19 protein-coding genes and 2 pseudogenes are annotated in these 18,625 nt (G+C 69.0%); 9 read left to right on the top strand and 12 right to left on the bottom strand.

The genetic code is table 11. From position 1 onward, the window contains the following. Nucleotides 1-28 precede the first annotated feature (28 nt). Together FHX80_RS36910 and FHX80_RS32535 are read right to left on the bottom strand one after the other, a co-directional pair. Nucleotides 29-528 (bottom strand): annotated as a pseudogene (locus FHX80_RS36910) (transposase family protein); the annotation flags it as partial. A gap of 201 nt (nucleotides 529-729) precedes the next feature. Next, the gene (locus tag FHX80_RS32535) at nucleotides 730-1,038 is read right to left on the bottom strand and encodes a hypothetical protein (RefSeq protein WP_208764849.1); all 309 of its coding nucleotides are present in this window, start codon (nucleotides 1,036-1,038) and stop codon (nucleotides 730-732) included. 288 nt (nucleotides 1,039-1,326) lie between these two features. Here FHX80_RS32535 and FHX80_RS36195 point away from each other — a divergent pair, with 288 nt between their 5' ends. The 3 genes from FHX80_RS36195 to FHX80_RS32525 all read left to right on the top strand — a co-directional run bounded on the left by FHX80_RS36195 (nucleotide 1,327) and on the right by FHX80_RS32525 (nucleotide 3,220). After that, nucleotides 1,327-1,782, top strand: a complete 456-nt coding sequence (locus tag FHX80_RS36195; RefSeq protein WP_244318728.1) for an IS110 family transposase — start codon at nucleotides 1,327-1,329, stop codon at nucleotides 1,780-1,782. A gap of 8 nt (nucleotides 1,783-1,790) precedes the next feature. Further along, nucleotides 1,791-2,540 carry an IS110 family transposase gene (locus FHX80_RS36190; RefSeq protein ID WP_244318727.1) on the top strand — a complete coding sequence of 250 codons (750 nt, stop codon included), beginning with the start codon at nucleotides 1,791-1,793 and terminating at the stop codon, nucleotides 2,538-2,540. Between the two features lie 143 nt (nucleotides 2,541-2,683). Continuing rightward, nucleotides 2,684-3,220, top strand: a complete 537-nt coding sequence (locus FHX80_RS32525) for a hypothetical protein (RefSeq protein ID WP_145768045.1) — start codon at nucleotides 2,684-2,686, stop codon at nucleotides 3,218-3,220. Here FHX80_RS32525 and FHX80_RS32520 read toward each other — a convergent pair. The 4 genes from FHX80_RS32520 to FHX80_RS32505 all read right to left on the bottom strand — a co-directional run bounded on the left by FHX80_RS32520 (nucleotide 3,177) and on the right by FHX80_RS32505 (nucleotide 6,517). Next, on the bottom strand, nucleotides 3,177-4,205 hold the full coding sequence (locus tag FHX80_RS32520; protein WP_244318754.1) for an IS5 family transposase: 1,029 nt from the start codon (nucleotides 4,203-4,205) through the stop codon (nucleotides 3,177-3,179). The two genes, FHX80_RS32525 and FHX80_RS32520, sit on opposite strands and share 44 nt — an antisense overlap. Nucleotides 4,206-4,236: 31 nt before the next feature. Further along, nucleotides 4,237-4,740, bottom strand: coding sequence for a GNAT family N-acetyltransferase (locus FHX80_RS32515; protein WP_145768044.1), 504 nt, complete (start codon nucleotides 4,738-4,740; stop codon nucleotides 4,237-4,239). A gap of 329 nt (nucleotides 4,741-5,069) precedes the next feature. Further along, nucleotides 5,070-5,942: an RNA polymerase sigma-70 factor gene (locus FHX80_RS32510; protein WP_145768043.1), complete on the bottom strand. Its 873-nt coding sequence runs from the start codon at nucleotides 5,940-5,942 to the stop codon at nucleotides 5,070-5,072. Then, complete coding sequence (locus FHX80_RS32505; protein WP_145768042.1) at nucleotides 5,939-6,517, bottom strand: carboxymuconolactone decarboxylase family protein; 579 nt, start codon at nucleotides 6,515-6,517, stop codon at nucleotides 5,939-5,941. Before FHX80_RS32505 ends, FHX80_RS32510 begins: the two co-directional genes overlap by 4 nt. Before the next feature lie 344 nt (nucleotides 6,518-6,861). On the opposite strand from FHX80_RS32505, the pseudogene FHX80_RS32500 reads away from it, so the two are divergent. Together FHX80_RS32500 and FHX80_RS32495 are read left to right on the top strand one after the other, a co-directional pair. Next, nucleotides 6,862-7,107: pseudogene (locus FHX80_RS32500) on the top strand (IS5/IS1182 family transposase); the annotation flags it as partial. Further along, nucleotides 7,104-7,508 (top strand): hypothetical protein, encoded by a 405-nt coding sequence (locus FHX80_RS32495; RefSeq protein WP_208764848.1) that lies wholly within the window; start codon nucleotides 7,104-7,106, stop codon nucleotides 7,506-7,508. The pseudogene FHX80_RS32500 and the gene FHX80_RS32495, both read left to right, overlap by 4 nt. Nucleotides 7,509-7,515: 7 nt before the next feature. Here FHX80_RS32495 and FHX80_RS32490 read toward each other — a convergent pair whose 3' ends face one another. From FHX80_RS32490 to FHX80_RS32465, 6 genes are all read right to left on the bottom strand, one after another. Then, a complete protein-coding gene (locus FHX80_RS32490; RefSeq protein WP_145768041.1) occupies nucleotides 7,516-8,703 on the bottom strand; it encodes an acetyl-CoA acetyltransferase in 1,188 nt (395 codons plus the stop codon). Continuing rightward, the gene (locus tag FHX80_RS32485) at nucleotides 8,700-9,359 is read right to left on the bottom strand and encodes a CoA transferase subunit B (protein ID WP_145768040.1); all 660 of its coding nucleotides are present in this window, start codon (nucleotides 9,357-9,359) and stop codon (nucleotides 8,700-8,702) included. The genes FHX80_RS32490 and FHX80_RS32485 overlap by 4 nt, the downstream gene beginning before the upstream one ends. Before the next feature lie 24 nt (nucleotides 9,360-9,383). After that, nucleotides 9,384-10,106 (bottom strand): CoA transferase subunit A, encoded by a 723-nt coding sequence (locus tag FHX80_RS32480; protein WP_145768039.1) that lies wholly within the window; start codon nucleotides 10,104-10,106, stop codon nucleotides 9,384-9,386. A 110-nt stretch (nucleotides 10,107-10,216) separates the two neighbouring features. Then, the gene (locus FHX80_RS32475) at nucleotides 10,217-11,458 is read right to left on the bottom strand and encodes a fumarylacetoacetate hydrolase family protein (RefSeq protein ID WP_145768038.1); all 1,242 of its coding nucleotides are present in this window, start codon (nucleotides 11,456-11,458) and stop codon (nucleotides 10,217-10,219) included. Continuing rightward, complete coding sequence (locus FHX80_RS32470) at nucleotides 11,455-12,336, bottom strand: hypothetical protein (protein ID WP_145768037.1); 882 nt, start codon at nucleotides 12,334-12,336, stop codon at nucleotides 11,455-11,457. Before FHX80_RS32470 ends, FHX80_RS32475 begins: the two co-directional genes overlap by 4 nt. Then, the gene (locus FHX80_RS32465; RefSeq protein WP_145768036.1) at nucleotides 12,333-13,532 is read right to left on the bottom strand and encodes a homogentisate 1,2-dioxygenase; all 1,200 of its coding nucleotides are present in this window, start codon (nucleotides 13,530-13,532) and stop codon (nucleotides 12,333-12,335) included. The genes FHX80_RS32470 and FHX80_RS32465 overlap by 4 nt, the downstream gene beginning before the upstream one ends. A 309-nt stretch (nucleotides 13,533-13,841) precedes the next feature. Between FHX80_RS32465 and FHX80_RS32460 the strand changes: the two genes are divergently transcribed. The 4 genes from FHX80_RS32460 to FHX80_RS32445 all read left to right on the top strand — a co-directional run bounded on the left by FHX80_RS32460 (nucleotide 13,842) and on the right by FHX80_RS32445 (nucleotide 18,602). Continuing rightward, nucleotides 13,842-15,167 carry a winged helix-turn-helix domain-containing protein gene (locus tag FHX80_RS32460; RefSeq protein WP_167523796.1) on the top strand — a complete coding sequence of 442 codons (1,326 nt, stop codon included), beginning with the start codon at nucleotides 13,842-13,844 and terminating at the stop codon, nucleotides 15,165-15,167. Between the two features lie 104 nt (nucleotides 15,168-15,271). Next, nucleotides 15,272-15,820: a MarR family winged helix-turn-helix transcriptional regulator gene (locus FHX80_RS32455; protein ID WP_208764847.1), complete on the top strand. Its 549-nt coding sequence runs from the start codon at nucleotides 15,272-15,274 to the stop codon at nucleotides 15,818-15,820. Between the two features lie 157 nt (nucleotides 15,821-15,977). Further along, complete coding sequence (locus FHX80_RS32450; RefSeq protein WP_055592288.1) at nucleotides 15,978-16,937, top strand: MBL fold metallo-hydrolase; 960 nt, start codon at nucleotides 15,978-15,980, stop codon at nucleotides 16,935-16,937. A gap of 15 nt (nucleotides 16,938-16,952) precedes the next feature. Continuing rightward, on the top strand, nucleotides 16,953-18,602 hold the full coding sequence (locus FHX80_RS32445) for an FAD-dependent monooxygenase (protein ID WP_145768034.1): 1,650 nt from the start codon (nucleotides 16,953-16,955) through the stop codon (nucleotides 18,600-18,602). Nucleotides 18,603-18,625: the final 23 nt, after the last annotated feature.

Below are 18,625 nucleotides of genomic sequence, written 5' to 3'. Positions count from 1 at the left end.
CGCATCGTGGGTGGTCCACTGAGCTTCTTCAGCGTTGCCGCTCCAGGGTGAGGATGGCCTTGGCGATTAACATCATGCGGTTGGGGCTGCAGCGGGATCTGCGGAAGATCCGCCAGGACTTCAGGCGGGCGACGCCGCGTTCGACGGGTGCCCGCGCTGTGGCCAGGGCTCGGTTGCGGGTCTTCTCGGTGGTGGTGAGTTCCTGCAGGGGGCGACGTTTGATGCCGGTGGTCAGCCAGGGGCTGGCACCCTGGTAGGCGAGATCGGCCACGATCGGGACGCCCTGGCGCTCGCAGATCCGGATGATCCGGTGGGTTCGGGCGGCGGTCCCGCTCGTTGCGCTTCACGCCCCATCACCCGATCGGTGGCCAACTCGAAGAGGCTCAATGCCTGCGATCATTCACGCGGCCGGACCGGCGATCACTCCTCGCCGGTCCGGCCGTCCGTCTTCAGCAGGCCCGGTGCTCTTTCGGCGAGCAGGTCCACGACCGCGCTGGTGTAGGCATGGGCCGTGGACTCGCTGATCCCGGCCACGACCCCACCCGCTACGCCTACGCGATGTACGGCAGCGAGGGTGAGTGGACGTACGTGCTGGAGAACGACCACGCCACGGCGCGCAGAGTTCGGCACCACCACCGGCCACGAGTCGGCGTTGGACGCGGCGCTCACCGCCGCCGGTGCCGTCTTCCCCTCCATCCCCGACGCCACCGCCAACGAGGTGACCGCCTACTACGAACAGCACGGCGCGCGCCTGCCCACCCTGGTGTTCACCGCGCTGGGCGCGTACACGGGGCTGAGCATCGACCAGGACGCCGCACAGGCCGGGGCCTCGGCCTGCTCACGCAGATCCGCGCCGGTGAACTCCAGCAGCGACTCTTCGGCTGCCCGGCGCAGCAGCGGCAGAATGTCGGTGGCGGGTTTGCCGCGGTGGCTTTCGGCGAGTTGCTCGAAGGCGTTCTGGTAGGAGGCGCCATGAGGGCTGGTGCTGTCTGCCAGCAGCCGGTCCAGGTGCTGGCCCTTCATTTCGATCTCGCCCATGATCCGCTCCTTCGTCCTGCGGTCCCGTCCTCATCGGGTACCTGCTTACGACGGTACGAGCGGGGTCTGACATTGATACTCGTAGCGGGTTCCGGTGGTCGTGGCTCAGGGTCTGACTGACGCCCTGCTGGGCTGTCCTGCAGTTGTTCTGTCCGGCTGCCGGGACCCGTTCTCATGGCTTCGGCCAGGTGGAGCATGACCTGATAGGAGCTTGGCCAGAGGCCCCCTCAATGTCCTGTCTGACTCACCTGGCCGGTGTCACCGCCGGCCAGGAAGGCAGCTCACAGGATGACAACGACGACCACGTCCGCCACAGGACAGGATGCGGTGTTCGGCGGAGTGGACTCCCATGCGGACACGATTCACGTCGCTGTCATCACCGACCGGGGCGGCCACGTCGCCGACGCCGAGTTCCCGACCACGGCGGCCGGTTACGCTGCGGCAATCGCGTTCCTGAACGCCCACGGCACAGTGACCGCCGTCGGGGTCGAGGGAACCTCCTCCTACGGCCTCGGGTTCACCCGTGCCGCCCGCCACGCGGGCCTCACCGTGATCGAGGTCAACCGGCCGGACAAGGCCGAACGGCGCCGGATCGGCAGTCCGATCCCATCGACGCCTACTCAGCAGCCCGCGCCGCGCTGTCCGGCCGGGCATCGGTCATCCCCAAGGACGACACCGTCAGCGGCATACGCACCCTCCACAACGCCGCCCGGTCCGCCGTCAAGGCCCGCACCGCCACCCTGAACCAGATCGTGCACATCCTCATCACTGCCCCGGACGACATCCGCGTCAAGTACACCGCCCTGCGCGGCAAGACACAGGTCGACGCCATCTCCCGGCTTCGTCCCACCGGCGACGGACCGCGCGTCGCCCTTCTGACCGCTCTGAAGACCCTCGCCCGCCGGGTCCAGGCCCTGACCACGGAACACGATGCCCTCACCGCCGCCCTGGACACCGCCGCCACCGAGCACAACCCCGGTCTTCGCGCCGCGTTCGGTGTCGGCCCCGACACCGCGGCCCAGCTCCTGGTGACCGCCGGAGGAAACCCCGACCGCCTGCGCACCGAGGCATCCTTCGCGGCGCTCTGCGGCGTCGCGCCCGTCCCCGCCTCCAGCGGCAGGACCAACCGCCACCGCCTCTCCCGAGGCGGAGACCGCAGGGCCAACGCCGCTCTCTACCGGATCGCTCTCGTCCGCATGTCCAGCGACGCCCGCACCCGGGAGTATGTCGCCCGACAGACCGCCGCCGGACGCACGAAGAAGGAGATCATCCGCCTGCTCAAGCGGGCGATCGCCCGGGAGATCTTCCGCTACCTCACCACACCCGTCACAGTCCCGGACGTCTCCGACCTCCGGCCCGCACGCCAGGCCAAGAACATCACCCTCACCACCGTAGCCGAGCACTTCGGCGTCTGGCCGGCAGTGATCTCCTGCATCGAACGCGGCACACGCCGCGACGACGACCTCGCCAGTGCCTACCGGGACTGGCTCACCACCGCTTAACCCCGGCGACCCAACAACTCCTCGGTTCTGAGAAGCTGTTGTCTTTCCGGGTGTGATCGACAGGATTCCGCTGGTCACGGATAGGTGCGGTAGACCCGTGGGAGTAGTGGCCTGTCAGGTCGTCACTCCCCGGGAGGTCTCGAATGCCGTCAGTCGTTGGACTACTGGAACAGCACGAGCTCGCTGCTCGGCGTCGGGTCGACGGCCTGCGTGAGGAGGCCGACCGTATCCAGGCCGAGTTGGCCGCAGCCGAGGAGGAATGGCAGGAGTGGGTGATCGCCCGGCGGCGGGTCGACACGGTTCTGGCTCCGGACAGCGCCGCTGACGCCGGGCCTCGGGCCGCCGCCGGTCCGCGGGATGCGGACAGGCAGCCGGTGTCCCGTGACGCGGCCAGACCGAAATCGCAGGTGCCGGTGTGGCGTGAGGGGATGGCCTCGTCGGTGCTGTCGGTCGACTACCAGCGCATCCTTCGCGCAGTCGCGGACCGTGTCCGTCTCGGGCAGGGGCCGCTGACCTGCCAGGAAATGGCCGCGGTGTTCGGCATGGACCTGGTGCCGGCGCGGGTGGAGTCATTGCGGTCGAAGGCGAAACGCCTGGTCGCCCGAGGCTGGCTGGCCGAGCCCACACCCGGCCGGTTCACCCTCGCCCCCGGTGTGGCCGGGCCAGGCGACGGGTCATGAGAGCGACCATCGACCAGTAGATCATCGCCTCGGCACTGGCGATACGACGCTCGAAGTCGCGGACCAGGCGGCGGCTTCGCATCAGGTGCGCGAAAAGGCGCTCGACGATCCACCGCTTGGGCAGCACCACGAACCCCTTCACGTTGTCGCTGCGCTTGACGATCGCCAGGACCAGGGCGAACGCGGCCAGGCAGTGCTCGATCAGACTGCCGGTGTAGCCGCCGTCGGCCCAGACCAGGGCCAGACGGTGGTGGGCGGTGGCCACCTGTTCCAGCAGGACGTAGGCGGCGGCGCGATCGCCCACATCCGCAGCGGTGACCATCACGCCCAGCAGCAGGCCGAGGGTGTCGACCACGACGTGCCGCTTGCGTCCGTTGACCAGCTTGCCGCCGTCGAAGCCACGGCTGCCGGCGCCGACCACGGCGTCCGCCTTGACCGACTGCGAATCAATCACCCCAGCCGTCGGCCGGGCATCGCGCCTTGCCCTCTCGCGGACCTGCCCGCGCAGCCGGTCATGGAACTCCCGGACCAGGTCGTGGTCGCGCCAGCGGCGGAAGAACGCATAGACCCGGTCCCACGGCGGGAAGTCGGCCGGCATCGCCCGCCACTTGATGCCGTTATCCACGAGATAGCCGATCGCGTCCAGCATCGCCCGGTGGCAGTACGCTTCCGGCTGCCCGCCCTGGCCCTGCATCCAACCCGGCACCGGCAGCAGCGGCCGCACCACCACCCACTCCGCGTCCGTCATGTCGCTCGGATACCGACGCTCTCGCAGGCGATTGTCGGCAGCGTTTCCGAACCGGTGAGCCAGACAGTCGCACTCCCGAGTACCCGCGGTGGACTGCACGGGCATCGGCACGCAAGACTGCGACACCAGGGCCTCCTGATGCTCGGTGATTCGACACCAGCAAAAGCTGTTCAGGAGGCCCTCCTCGCATGCGCCGAGCACCCGACGACCACCCAATCGGGACGGCCGGTCGAGCACCAAGTCCCCAGAGCATTACGACAAAAGCTACTTACGCGTCGGGGTGCTCCGGCAGGGCGAGCCAGTCCGACCAGAAGATCTCGCGACCGAGGAAGCGCGGCTGCTCGAACGGCCAGTCGGTGGCGATCCACTGCGGCACCAGCTCGTCGAGGGCCTGCTCGACCTTGCTGCCCACCAGCTCGTCCACCACCCACCAGGAGATCTCGCCGTCCGCGCCGGCCCTCTCCGGTGGGTCGATGTAGACGCAGCCGAGCAGAGCTGTCTCCGCCGCGTCGAACAGCGCGTAGTTGAAAGACTGGTGTGCGGCGATCTCCTTCTCGTGCCGCAACAGGTCGGCCTGGTCGGCCTCGTAGGTCATGGTGGCCGCGGGCCAGCCCCAGGCTGGGCCGAAGATGGTCCACAGCCGCTCGCGCGAACCCATCACAGCCGGATAGTCGAGCCGGGTGTCCGCCTCCCGGATCGGCCGCAGGTGATGACCACTGCCCGGCAGCGGTACCAGGACGGGATGGACGAAGTCATCGGGGAGCCAGCTCATAGCGCCCGACCGTAGCAGCGCGCGGCCGTCCGCTCCCCTGGATTTTCCCCGTATACCGCCAGGCCCTGCTCTCATGCCGGACAGTGCCCGCGATCACCCGATCGAGACTCCCGTTCGATCGACAGACTCCATGATCGGTATGGCAACGGCTTCTCAGGTGGTAGTCGGGCTTTTGGGGGGTCAGGGAACATCCATGTCGGATCGGGCGCCAATCCGCGTCCGTCCTGGATCCTTGGTCCTGGCGCCGTCGGGTTCTGGCCCGGCTTACGGTGGTGAGTGTTCCGGGCAGTTTCGCCCGGAACACTCACGACACCAGAGCAGCAGCCGGCTTACCTGGCGAGTTCAGCCGGTTCGTCCAGTCTGGTCAGCTTCCGCGGGTTTCTCACCAAGTAGACCCGGGTGACCTGCCCGTTCTCCACCACAAGGCTCACCGCTGTGGCCAGCTCGCCGTCGATCTCGATCCGGCCGGCAGGTGCGCCGTTGAGCCACACGGCCGTCGTCACGAGCGCGGCCACTTCCACCCGGTTCGTGCGCGCGAGCACCTTCGCCACGAGCTCGACCCCGTGGATCGGAGCCAGAGCGGCGGCCGCCAGCCCGCCACCATCGGCGATCAAGACCACGTCCGGCGCCATGACCTCCACCAGCTCCTGCAACTGCCCGGTGCGCAACGCGAGCAGGAACCGCTCCACCACGGCCTGCTGCTCCGACCGGCTCACCTGCACCCGCGGACGCCGGGCCGCCACATGCTCGCGGGCTCGCCGCGCGATCTGCCGCACCGCGGCCGCGGACTTCCCGATGGCCTCGGCGATCTCACCGTACGGCAGCTCGAAGACCTCGCGGAGCACGAACACCGCCCGCTCCGTCGGCCCGAGCGTTTCAAGGACGGTCAGCATCGCGATCGAGACGCTCTCCGCAAGCTCTACGTCCTCGGCGACATCAGGGCTGGTCAGCAACGGTTCTGGTAGCCACTCGCCGACATAGTCCTCGCGGCTGCGTGCCAACGTCCGCAGCCGGTTGAGCGCCTGCCGCGTGACGGTCCTGACGAGGTACGCCCGCGCGTCGCTCACCCGCGACTGGTCGACCTCGGCCCACCGCAGCCAGGACTCCTGCAGCACGTCCTCCGCGTCTGCCGCGGAGCCGAGCATCTCGTAGGCGACCGTGAACAGCAGGCTGCGATGGGCGACGAACGGGTCCTCGGTCATGCCGTCGACGCTACGCCGGACGTCTCAGGACGCGCGGCCAGCGGGATCTCGCAGGCATCGGAGTAGCCCTGCGAGGTGATCCCATGCGCCGTGTTGCACCTGGCCGCCAGGTTGGCGAAGCCGATGAACACGGTGAGCTCGACCAGCGCCGCCGGGCCGAGCCGGCCGAGCAGACTCGCCGACAGCTCATCGGTGACGGTCGTCGGCGTGTTCGTCATGGCCTCGGCGTACTCCATCGCCTCCCGCTCCAACGACGTGAACACCTCCGACTCCCGCCAGCGCGGCACTTGGCTCGCCTTGGCCAGGTCCAGGTTCTGGTTCAGTGCCGCGAAGTAGTTGATGTCGAGGCACCAGCTGCAGCCGACCTGTGCCGCGACGGCCATGTGCGCGAACGTCTTGAGGCTCGCGTCGGCCGCGTCCCAGGTGCCCACCTTGGCTGAGAACTCCTGGTTGGCCTCGGCGAGCTTGGGGTTGTTCCACAGCACCTCGTTGGGCTCGGGCACGGAACCGAGCTGCTTGATCAGGTTTTCGCGGAGCTCGGCGGGGAGCTCGGCCTTCGGGACGCGTAGCGCCATGGTGTTCTCCTTGGACGTTTGCCTGTTTGGCATGAAGACACCACCGGGCCCGCGAATGTGACAACCACCATCGCCACTGCGCATCGATCGTCAGCGCGCACAGGCCGACCCGCGGTCACTCTCAGTGGACGTTAAGTCCGATCTTTCTCGGTTCGTGATCGCTCGATCGTATGACTGATCGCCACGCGGGATGGGCGTTGGGCATGGACATGCTGGGATACAGGGCATGGACAGAGAGCCGTACCCGAGTGACTTATCGGACGAGCAGTGGTCGTTGATCGAGCCGGTGATCACGGGCTGGAAGCAGGACCGGGTGGCGCGGTCGGCGACCGGGGATGCAGGACATCGACGTCGAGATCGTCCGCCGCAACCCGGACGACAAGGGCAAGGGCTTCGTCCCGCAGCCCAAGCGCTGGATCGTGGAGCAGGTCAACGGGACCCTGCTGCTGCACCGGCGCCTGACCCGCGAGTACGACCACCGCCCCGACACCTCCGCCTCACGCGTCTACTGGGCCTCCACCTCGAACATGGCCCGCCGCCTGACCACACCGAGCCCTGCCTGGCGCGACGACCTCGGGCTCGCCGCGTGAACGTCACCGAACTCCTCGCCGGCCTCCAGGCCCAGCACGAGGCGGCCACCGCCCGCGCCGGTGAACTCCAGGGGCAGATCGAACACCTCACCGCCGCCCTGGCCGAGACCGCGGCCCGACTCGCGGAGCTGGACATCGCCCGGAAGGTCATCGAGCAAACCGCACCGGCAGTAACCGAACCCGACCCACCCCAGACCGAGATGAGCACCGCCTACCAAGCCATCGTGAACGCCTTCAACCAACACCCCGTCCAGGCATTCCGCGCCCGTGAACTGCACGAACTCCTCGACATGCCCACCGACGAGGCATCCGTCAACATCACCCGAAGCCGCCTCGCACGCCTCCTCCGCCAAGGCTTCCTCACCCAACCCGGACGAGGCCGCTACCAGAAACGGACTTAACGTCCACTCAGACGGCTTCCAGGACGCTGACGTAGTTGGCCACTGCCAGACCGCCCATGTTGTGTACAGCGGCGCGCCGGGCACCGGGCAGCTGCATGCCGCCCGCAGCGCCGGACAGTTGCATGGCTGCGAGGGCGATCTGGGAGACCCCGGTGGCCCCGACGGGATGGCCCTTGGCCTTGAGACCTCCGGAGAGGTTGACCGGCAGCTTGCCTCCCCGGTACACCCACCCCTCCTCGACCGCTCGGCGGCCCGCACCCCGCTCGGTCAGGCCGATGACCTCGTAGAGCACGAGCTCGGCGATGGTGAAGCAGTCGTGCACCTCGGCGAAGTCGAGATCGTCCAGGGATACGCCGGCCATCGCCGTGGCCCGCTGCCAGGCGGTGACGCTTCCGGCGAAGGCCACCGGATCGCGTTTGCCGGCGGGCAGGAAGTCGTTGGCCTGGCCGAAGCCGACAAGTCGGACCGGAATTGTTGCGGCGGACAGCGACGAGGCGGTGGTGAGGACCAGGGCCGCGGCTCCGTCGGATATGGGCGAGCAGTCGGTGCGGCGTAGCGGTGCGGCCACCACGGGGTTACGGTCGGAGACGGTCTGGCAGAAGTCCTCGCCGAGGTCCTTGCGGAGTTGGGCGTATGGGTTGAGCATGCCGTTGCGGTGGTTCTTGGCCGCTATGGATCCGAGGACGTCACCGACCGCGCCGTATCGCTTCTCGTAGTGGTTGGCCACGTCGGCGAAGAGTCCGGCGAACCCTGTCGTGGAGTGCTGCCCGGCCATTTCGTAGTCGGCCCCCAGGAGGGCCGCGCCGACCACGTCGGCTGTCGCGTGGGTCATCTTTTCGGCGCCGATGACCAGTACGGTGCGCGCGGTCCCGGCCAGCAGGGACTTGACGCCCTGGTGGAACGCGGCGGAGCCTGAGGCGCAGGCGTTCTCCACCCGGGTGGCCGGGACGCCCGCCAGCTCGTCGGAGGCCTGGAGCGCCAGGGACGAGGCGAAACCGAGCGGGACCATACCGGAGTTGAACTGGCCCAGAAAGACCTCGTCGATCTGGCCGGGTTCCACACCGGCGTTGCGGATGGCCTCCGCGGCCACCTGGACGATCAGGGATTCAAGGGTCTCGTCGGAGTGCTTGCCGAACCTGGAGTGCCCCCATCCGGTGATCAGTACGTCCTTGCCGAACTGTTCTGTCAGGCTCATGCCGCCAACGTCTCCTCGACCTCGTCACTCACATCGAATTCGGCGTCGGTGTGGTCCCGAAGCTCGCGCATCGTGACGCCGGGGGCAATGCGCCGCAGCAACAGGCCGCGTTCGGTCACGTCGAAAACGGCACGGTCGCTGATGATCCGGTCCACCACCTTGCGGCCCGTCAAGGGAAGGGTGCACTCCTTGACGATCTTGGGAGTGCCGTCCTTGGCGACGTGGTCGGTGAGCACCACCACGCGGGGGGTTCCGGCGACCAGGTCCATGGCTCCTCCCATCCCCTTGACCAGCTTCCCCGGGATGCTCCAGTTGGCGAGGTCACCGAAACCGGAGACCTGCAGGGCGCCGAGGACGGCGATCTTCACGTGGCCGCCCCGGATCATGGCGAACGACTCCGAGGAATCGAAGATGCTTCCGCCGGGCAGGATGGTGACGGTCTGCTTGCCGGCGTTGATCAGGTCGGCGTCCTCGTCGCCGTCGTAGGGGAAAGGTCCCATGCCCAGCAGGCCGTTCTCGCTGTGCAGGGTCACTCGCACCCCCTCGGGCAGGTTGTTGGCCACCAGAGTGGGGATACCGATGCCCAGGTTGACGTAGTCGCCGTCGTTGAGCTCACTGGCCGCGATCGCGGCCATCTCGGCGCGGGTCCATGGCATGGTGTGCTGCTCCTTCGTCCTTCTTTACTTGGCTGCGGCCGCCGCCATCGGCCGGGGCCTGACGGTGCGCTGCTCGATATCCTTGAGCCGGTCGTCCGCCCGCACGACACGCTGGACGTAGACCCCGGGGGTCACGATGTGGTTCGGGTCGATCGCACCGGTGTCGACGACCTGCTCCACCTCGGCGATGGTCGTCCTTCCGGCGGTGGCCACGACGGGGTTGAAGTTCCGGGCGGTCCAGCGGTAGACGAGGTTGCCGTCCGTGTCGGACAGGTGCGCCCTGACCAGAGAGACGTCGGCGACGATGGAGCGCTCCTGGACGTAGGTTTCGCCGTCGAACTCGGCGTGCGGTTTCCCTTCAGCCACGGGTGTCCCTACACCGGTCTTGGTGTAAAAGGCGGGAATGCCGGCGCCCCCGGCGCGCAGACGCTCGGCGAGCGTCCCTTGCGGATTGAACTCGACCTCCAGCTTCCCGGAGAGGAACTGAGCGGCGAAGAGTTTGTTCTCGCCCACGTACGAGGCCACGACCTTGGCGACCTGCCCGGCTTCGATCAGAACGCCCAGGCCCTTGCCGTCGACACCCATGTTGTTCGAGACGATCGTCAGGTTCTTGACTCCGGAGTCCCGGACGGCGTCGACCAGATCGACGGGAACTCCGCTGAGCCCGAACCCGCCCACTGCCAACGTCATTCCGTCGTGCAGCACGTCCTGGAGCGCTTCCGCGGCGCTCGTCCAGAGTTTTGACATGATGTTTCCCATCCTTCGAGGGGCGCGGCGGGGCCGCGCATGAAGCATCTGGTCTTGGCATGCAGCAACTACGGCCGCGGCGGGGGCCGACAGGCCCGACGCCGTTGGCGTCAGTTGTTGGCGGGAGGGAGGACTCGGCCCGTGCACTCCCCGAGCGCGATGATGCTGCCGTCGGGGCCGGGGGCGGTGGCCCGCATGCTGACCTCGTCGCCGTCCCGGAGGAAGGTGAACTCGCTGCCGTCCTTGAGGGTGAGCGGCTCCGAGCCTCCCCAGCAGATCTCCAGGAACGATCCGCGCTGGTTGCGCTCCGGCCCGGAGACGGTGCCGCCGGCGAAGAAGTCGCCCGCGCGCAGGCCCGCCCCGTTGACGGTCATGTGGGCCAGCATCTGGGCGGCGGTCCAGTACGTCTCGGCGAAGGGCGCCACCGAGATCACCTCACCGTTGAGCGAGATCTCGATCTGCAGATCGAAGCACCACGGGTCGGCATCGCTGTCGTCGAGGTACGAGGCGAGCGGGGTGTCCCGGGGCGGCGGCGCGACACGGGATCCCGCCAGGGCGGCGAGCGGGGTGACCCACGGCGAGATGGTGGTGCAGAAGGACTTGCCGAGGTTGGGGCCGAGAGGAACGTACTCGAAGCTCTGGATGTCCCGCGCCGACCAGTCGTTGGCGAGGGTGAGGCCGAAGACGTGCTGTTCGGCCTCGTGGAGCGGTACTCGGCCCTGCGGCACCGGGGAGCCGAGCACGAAGCCGACCTCGGCCTCGATGTCAAGGCGCCGGCTGGGGCCGAAGCTGGGCGGCCCCTCGGGCTCGGGCCGCATCCCTTGCGGACGGGGGAAGTCCGTCCCGCTGGGGACGATGGTGCCGGCGCGGCCGTGATAGCCGATCGGCAGGTGCTTCCAGTTCGCGGTGAGCGGCTCCATGTGCGGGCGGAAGATCTTGCCGACGTTGCGGGCGTGGAACTCGTTGCCGTAGAAATCCACGTAGTCGGCGACGGTGAACGGCAGGCCGAGCGTCACGTCGCTCAGGGGCACCGCCGTCGCGAGGATCGCGTCGGTACGGGCGGGGTCCAGGAACGCTGCCTGCAGCGCGCCGCGCACCTCGTCCCACACCGCCTTGGAGCAGGCCAGCAGCCCGTCCAGGGAGGGGGAGTCGGCGGCTTCCCGGGCAGCGGCGCTGACGTTCCCTCCGGCGAGGTCGAGCACGGCCGCCACATCGAGGACGTGATCTCCGAGCCGTACGCCGAGCCGAGGTGCCGCGTCCCCGGCCGTGAACGATCCGTAGGGAAGGTGCTCGACGCCGTTGCCGACGGTGCCCAGTGCCGCGGCGGCGCTGGTGGGGGACGGGGTGCTCATGCGGTGCCTCCATCAGGGGCGGGGAGAAGGGCTGGGTCCAGAAGGCCGAGATCGATGAGGGATTCGACCGGCTCGAGAATGCTGCAGGTGCCGAAGGACTCGAACGTGCCGCGCCATCCGGCGCCGGCCTCCAGGTAGGCGCGGCGGACCTCGCCACGGTCCTTGAGGGACAGCATCCGTACGACCTCTGCCAGGGGCGCGCCCTGCTGCGCTGCGGCGGTAGCGAGGGCGATGTTGAGGAAGCCGTGATGCGGATAGCCCGTTTCCAGCCCGACGTACCGGATGGCCCTGTGCAGTCCGGCCGTCAGCTTGTACGGCACCCGAGCCGCGACGGCCGCGTCGATGACCGCGGCGAGCTGCTCGGCAGTGGGAAACAGCGCGGCGTCGAGGCCACCGGTCCGGAACTTCAGCCGGGCCGGTGTTCCGCCGAGGGACGCGACCCCTCCCTCTCCGACAGCGTCACCGGAGAGCTCGACATGCACGGTGTAGGGGGACGTCGCCGCCAGGTCCACCGCCGCACGCAGTTGCTCAGGCCATCGCTCGTCGGTCTTCACCTCCAGGCCGCAGACCACGAGCCCTTCCGCGGGGTCGTCGGCGATGCGGCGCGCCGTGTCCAGTGCGCCGGGGGCCACGACCAGTCCGGTCCGAAGCGGTTCACTTCCGAGGTCGTGGCCGAGCTCGGTGCTCGTGGCCCGGGCGATTCGTGCGGCCTCGGGGACCCGGTCGACCGTCAGCAGGAGCGGTCCGACCAGCGGAAGGAGGGGCGTGGAACGGCGGGCCAGGTGCGCGCGTACGGCGTCCGGCAGGGTGGCGGATCCCGGCGGGAAGATCGCGGCGTCGTCGAAGAAGCCGGAGAATGCCGGGGCGGTCGTCGTCACGCGAGCCACCGCCCGCCGCTCCAGGAGGACGCGTAGGCCTTGTCCTCGGTCGCGAGGCCGGCCTCGCCCAGCTGCAGCGGCCGGAAGGTGTCGACCATGACGCCGGTTTCGTCGAAGTAGTCCTTGCCGAGGCTGGCCTCGATCGCGCCGGGCTGTGGCCCGTGGGGGTGGCCGCCCGGGTGGAAGGAGATCGAGCCGAGTCCGATGGCGGAGCCCTTGCGGGCCTCGTAGTCGCCTCCGACGTAGAACATGACCTCGTCGGAGTCGACGTTGGAGTGGTAGTAAGGCACCGGCACCGACTTCTCGTGGTAGTCCACCTTGCGCGGCACGAAGTTGCAGATCACGAAGTTGTCACCCTCGAAGACCTGGTGGACCGGCGGCGGCTGGTGCACCTTTCCGGTGATCGGCATGAAGTCGGCGATGTTGAACGTGTAGGGGTAGAGGCAGCCGTCCCAGCCCACGACGTCGAACGGATGGTGGGGCAGCGTGTGGATGGTGCCGGTGACCCCCGCCGGGCTCCGGTGCTTGATGTAGACGTCGACGTCCGTCTCTTCGACGTGCAGCGGCTCGGACGGGCCCACCAGGTCGCGCTCGCAGTACGGAGCGTGCTCGAGCAGCTGCCCGTACTGCGACAGGTAGCGCTTGGGCGGCGCGATGTGGCTGTTCGCCTCGATGGCGTAGAGCCGGACCTCCCGGCCTTCCTCCACGACCCATCGGTGCGTGGTGGCGCGGGGGATGACGACGTAGTCGCCCTGGCGTGCCGGCAGGGCACCGAAGACGGTCTCGACGACGGCCTCGCCGGCCTCCACGTAGACGCACTCGTCGCCGAGCGCGTTGCGGTAAAGCGGTGAGGTGCCGCCCGCGACGACGTAGGAGATGCGCACGTCCTCGTTACCCAGAACGAGACGACGCCCCCTGACGGCGTCGGTCTCGGCGAGGGTCGTGGCATCCGCGAGGTCGTGCAGCCTCAGGTGCCGGGGCAGCAAGGGAGCGTTGGGGGTGAGCGTCTGGTCGGGAAGCTCCCAGCGTCGGGCGCCCACGACCGCTGACGGGATATGACGGTGGTACAGGAGGGAGGAGTCGGAAGAGAAGCCTTCCTCACCCATGAGTTCCTCGTAGTACAGGTCCCCGGTGTCCGACCGGAACACGGTGTGCCGGACCGGCGGCACCTCGCCCAGTGAGCGGTAGTACGCCATCAGGCGCTCCTTGGTGATCGTCGAGCTGTGATGTGCCCCGATCTTGTGAAGGGGTCTCCTCGAGACGCAAAGCCTGCCCGGGCCCCTTGGACGCCTTGGTCGCGACGCACTCTTCGAGCCGGTTTCCCGCTCTCCGAGCGGGTGAGGCGCGGGATGCCGCGTCGGCGAGAATCCCGATCCGGCCGGGCAAGATGCTTCCACGTTGACATGGAAATGAAATGTTCGGCGTGCCAGAGTCGACGTTGGGCCCTCGTGACCAGGGCCGCAGCGCTCATCGCTGCCGCAATGCCAGGAGAGGAGGCCGATTCCGTGAGGACACGTGACATCGGCGACGATCCCCGGACGCGCCGTGCACGGACCGGCGCCGCCTCGGTCTTCCCGGTGCCGGCCCAGCGGCTGGCAGTGGTCGACCTGGGGAACGAGCTGCACACCAGGCCCCACGTCGGGGCGATGTCCGAGAGACTGAACTGGAGCGTGCTGCACCTGCACGAGGCCGAGGAACTGGGCTGGGCGCTCACGGTCAACCGCCCGGCTGCCGTGCTCGTCATCATCCCCGCGGACCTGCCGCCCGACCCCACGACCGTCGCACGGGTGCGCCGGGCCACGCGTGCACCCATCGCCGTACTCGCCGACGTCACCGGGCCCCAGAGCGTCGCGCTGATCTCTGCCGGAGCGGACACCGTGCTGTCCACCAGCACCCGGGAGGAGGAGATGGGCGCTCGGGTACTGGCGTTGGTGCGTCGGGCGGCCGAAGGCTCCGACGCGGGTGCCCGCTACCTTCTGTCCGGGCCGCTGCGCGTCGACCTGTGGCAGCGAGAAGCCACCCTCGACACCGAGCCGGTACGGCTGACCAACACGGAGTTCAAGCTGCTCGTCTGTCTGATGGAGGCCGGAGGACAGGTGGTCCCGGCCAGTCGTCTCACCTCCCGTGTGTGGGGGTGGGCCGGCGGTGACGACGGACTCAACACACTCCGTATCGGAGTCGGGCGTCTGCGGCGCAAGCTGGGCGACACCGTCCATGAGCCGCGCTTCGTCCTCTCGGTGCGAGGCTCCGGCTATCGGTTCGGTGGTCAGGTCACCGAGGTGGGGGCCCGGGAGGAGGAGCGGCGCACGTCCGAGACGGGCAGCGACCTGCTCCTGGCCGAGCGACTGGCCCGGCGTTGCGAGGAGCTCGCCAGCGCACCCGACGCCAGGTCCGCGGCGAGCCTGGTCGCCCGTTCCCTCGTCCAGGAAGGGACGGTCGATGCGATCGGCCTGCACCTGTTGGACGGTGATCGACTGCAGTTGGTCGCCCATCACGGGTTCAGCGCCGCCTGGCAGGAGGCTGCCCAGGAACTGCGTCTTGCCGACTCCGGATTCGCCGCCGTCCGCACGCTCACGGCGGAGGAACCGGTGCAGTTGCGCCGCTTCTCGACCAAGGCGGGGTATGCCCGCACGGCGGCGCTGGCTCACGTGGAGTTGCCCGGCACCTACCTCTTCGTCCCGCTGCGCAGCGGTTCCTCGGTGGTCGGGGCGATGGGCCTGCACCGTCACTCCTCCGAGCCCTTCGGCCCGTTGAGCATCACCTACCTCAAGGCGGTGGCGGCTCTGTGCGGTGTGTGCCTGAGCGCACGCTGGCGTACCACTTCCACCTGATACCGGCTCACCCTTCCCGATCCGCCCTTGCCGGAGAGCCGGCGAGGCCGAGATCCCACCTGGCCGCACCCGGGCGCGGTCGTGGGCTCTGCGATGCTGGGCACATGATGCCCCAGAAGCCGGAGCCCGACGTCACCGACCTGGACTTCCAGTCCTTCGCCGAGTACGCCCACGGGCGCACCAGCGAGCTCGTCGACGACGCCGATCTCGAGGCCGCATCGCTGGTGCTCACTCTCCACCGCGCGGCGGGCACAGTCGTCTACGACCTGGAGTCGACCGTCCATCGGCCCGCCGGGTGGAGCTGGTCGGGCTTCCGCCTGCTGTACGTGCTCTGGGTCTCGGGGCCGCTCGAAGCCCGGCACGCGGCCCGCCTCTCCGGCATGAGCCGGCAGAGCACCTCGACGCTGTCCAAGACCCTCGAACGCCATGGACTGCTCACCCGTGCCCCCCGGCCCGACGACGGCCGGTTGATCACCTATGCGCTCACCGCCGAGGGCGAACAGCGGGTCCGGGAGGTCTACCGCGCCCACAACGACCGCGAACGGCTGTGGGCGCGGCTCCTGACCTCCGATGAGCGTGCCGCGGTCGTGAGCGCTCTCGGCAAGCTGCTCGCAGCCGCCGACGACCTCGAAGTACGTCGCCGCGCCGACTGACCGCCCTGCCGCGACCCGTCCCGGTGACGGGCGCCGGCGAAAAGCTCTCCGGATCCCCTTGCCGGACGTGACGCTTCCCCCTACGGTCTTCCCATCCAAGGTCATCAAAGGTTTTATGACCTTCCGGACCTCATGACCTCTACGTGATGGAGCCGCCATGTCCAAGCCGTTCGCTTCCACCGGTGAGACCAGGGTCAAGCAGCAGACCCTGGAGGTACTGGCCGACGGCGTCTACGCCGTCACCGCCGAGGGCGATCCCAACTTCGGCGCGGTCGAGGGAGAGGACTTCCTCGTCTGCTTCGAGGCACTCGCCACACCGACCGTCGCCCGCAGGACCCTGGCGATGGTGCGTGAGCACACCGACAAGCCTGTGCGCCACCTGGTCCTGTCGCACTACCACGCGGCCCGCGTCCTCGGAGCGAGCGCCTTCGAGCCCGACGTGATCATCGCCCACGCCCAGACCAAGGCGTTGATCGAGGAGCGCGGCAAGCAGGACTGGGACTCCGAGCAGGGGCGTTTCCCGGTGCTCTTCGAGGACCCCGACTCCGTCCCCGGACTCACCCGGCCGGATGTCACCTTCACCGACGGGCTGTCCATCGACCTCGGCGGCGACCGGGGCGAGCTGCAACTCCTCTTCCTCGGCCGGGGGCACACGTCCGGTGACATCGTCGCCTGGCTCCCGCGCCACAAGGTGCTGTTCGCGGGCGACCTGGTCGAGACCCAGGCCGCGCTGTACACCGGTGACGCCTACCACCGGGAATGGGCCACCGAGACCCTCGACCGGGTCGCGGCCCTGGGCGCCGAGGTGCTGGTGGGCGGCCGGGGCGTCATCGCCCGAGGCCGGGACGAGGTCTCCGCGGCGATCGCCCAGACGCGAGGCTTCCTCACCACGTTGATCAACACCGTTCAGAGCGTGCACGCCCGGGGAGGCGACCTCAGGGAGGCCTTCGAAGCCGCCCACGGCGCACTCGAGCCGCAGTACGGCAGCTGGCCGATCTTCGAGCACTGCCTGCCCTTCGACGTCGCCCGGCTCTGGGAGGAGCTCTCCGGTGGCGAGCACCCGAGCGTCTGGACAGCGGAGCGCGACCGTCAGGTCTGGGCCCAGCTGCAGCACTGAGGACGGGACGACACCATGACCACCACCGACAGAAACCGGATCGACGCCCCCGTCGTCGTCATCGGCAACGGCCCGGTCGGCCAGACCGCCGCCCTGCTCCTGGCCCACTGGGGTCTGTCCACCATCGTGTTGGACCAACGTCCCGAGCGCGATCCGGTCGGCTCCAAGGCGATCGCCCAGCAGCGCGACATCCTCGACATCTGGGACACCCTCGACGGAGCCGGACGGCAGATCGCGCAGGAGGGGCTGACCTGGAGCCGTGCTCGCACGTTCTACCGCGAGCACGAACTCTTCTGCACCGAGTACACCGACGACGGCAGCGTCTTTCCGCCGTTCGTCAACCTCTCCCAGACCCGCACCGAGCAGGTGCTCGACGAGCGGATCGCCGGCCAGCCGCTCGTCGAGGCGCGTTGGGGGCATCGGGTCACCGACCTGATCCAGCATCAGGATCACGTCGAGCTGCTCTGTGAGACCGCCGACGGGAACGTCACGGTCCGCGCGGCCTACGTGCTGGCCTGCGTGGGCGCTAGAGGGCATGGCCTGCGCGAGCGCCTCGGAGTGGAGTTCGGCGGCCGTACGTTCGGCGACCAGTTCCTCATCTGCGACATCCAAGCCGATCTGCCCGGCTGGGAACGGGAGCGGCGCTTCTACTTCGACCCGGAGTGGAACCCCGGGCGCCAGGTGCTGATCCACCCCTGCCCCGATTCGACGTACCGGATCGACTGGCAGGTGCCCGAAGAGTTCGACATGGCGGCCGAGGAGAGCGACGGCCGGCTCGACCGCCGGATCCGGGCTGTGATCGGCGACCATGCGTATCGGATCGTCTGGAAGTCGGTCTACCGGTTCCACTCCCGGGTCGCCGACCGGTTCCGGGTGGGTCGGGTGCTCCTGGTGGGCGACGCCGCCCATCTGGTCTCCCCGTTCGGCGGCCGGGGCCTGAACTCAGGGGTGCAGGACGCCGAGAACGCCGCGTGGAAGGTCGCCGCGGTCCTGCACGGCATGGCTGGGGAGGGCCTGCTGGACAGCTATCACCACGAGCGGCACGCCGCGGCCCTGGAGAACCTCGCGATCACGGGAGCCACGATGGAGTTCCTGGTGCCCCAGACCCCCACGGAACAGGCCCGGCGGCTCGACGTGCTGGAGCGTGCCGTGGCCGAACCGGCCGCCCGGGCGCAGGTGGACTCGGGGCGACTGGCAGAGCCGTTCTGGTACGTCGACTCGCCACTGACCACCACCGACCCGGCGCACCCCTTCGCCGGTCGCCCGCCGAAGGGATCCGTGCCGGCACCCGGACCTGGCGTACTGGTACCTGACATCCCGGTCACCGATCCCGCCACGGCCAGGGCTACGCGCCTGCGACTGCTGGCGCGCAGGCGTTTCACGGTGGTCACCGGCGACGGGGTGAACGCCGCCGCGCTGCACCGGGAGCTGCTCGACCTGGGCCGTGCCGTACCCGTGCACCGCAGCACGGACCTGGCCGAGGGCGGCGCCGCGAGGCTGGGCATCAAGCCCGACGAGGTGTGGGTGATCCGCCCCGACGCCCACCTGGCCGCCACACTCACCAGTCCCACCGCGGTCGAGGTGAACGCCGCCCTCACCCGGGGCCTCGGAGCCGCTGTCACCGCGCTTGCGCAGCCGCCCCGGCCGACATCCTCCCGGGCCTGACACCGAGCTGTTGAACGCCATAA

Source organism: Streptomyces brevispora, from assembly GCF_007829885.1.
Taxonomy (GTDB): Bacteria; Actinomycetota; Actinomycetes; order Streptomycetales; family Streptomycetaceae; genus Streptomyces; species Streptomyces brevispora.
Note: the sequence above shows the minus strand (reverse complement) of the source record. Positions and strands in the feature narration are given on the sequence as shown.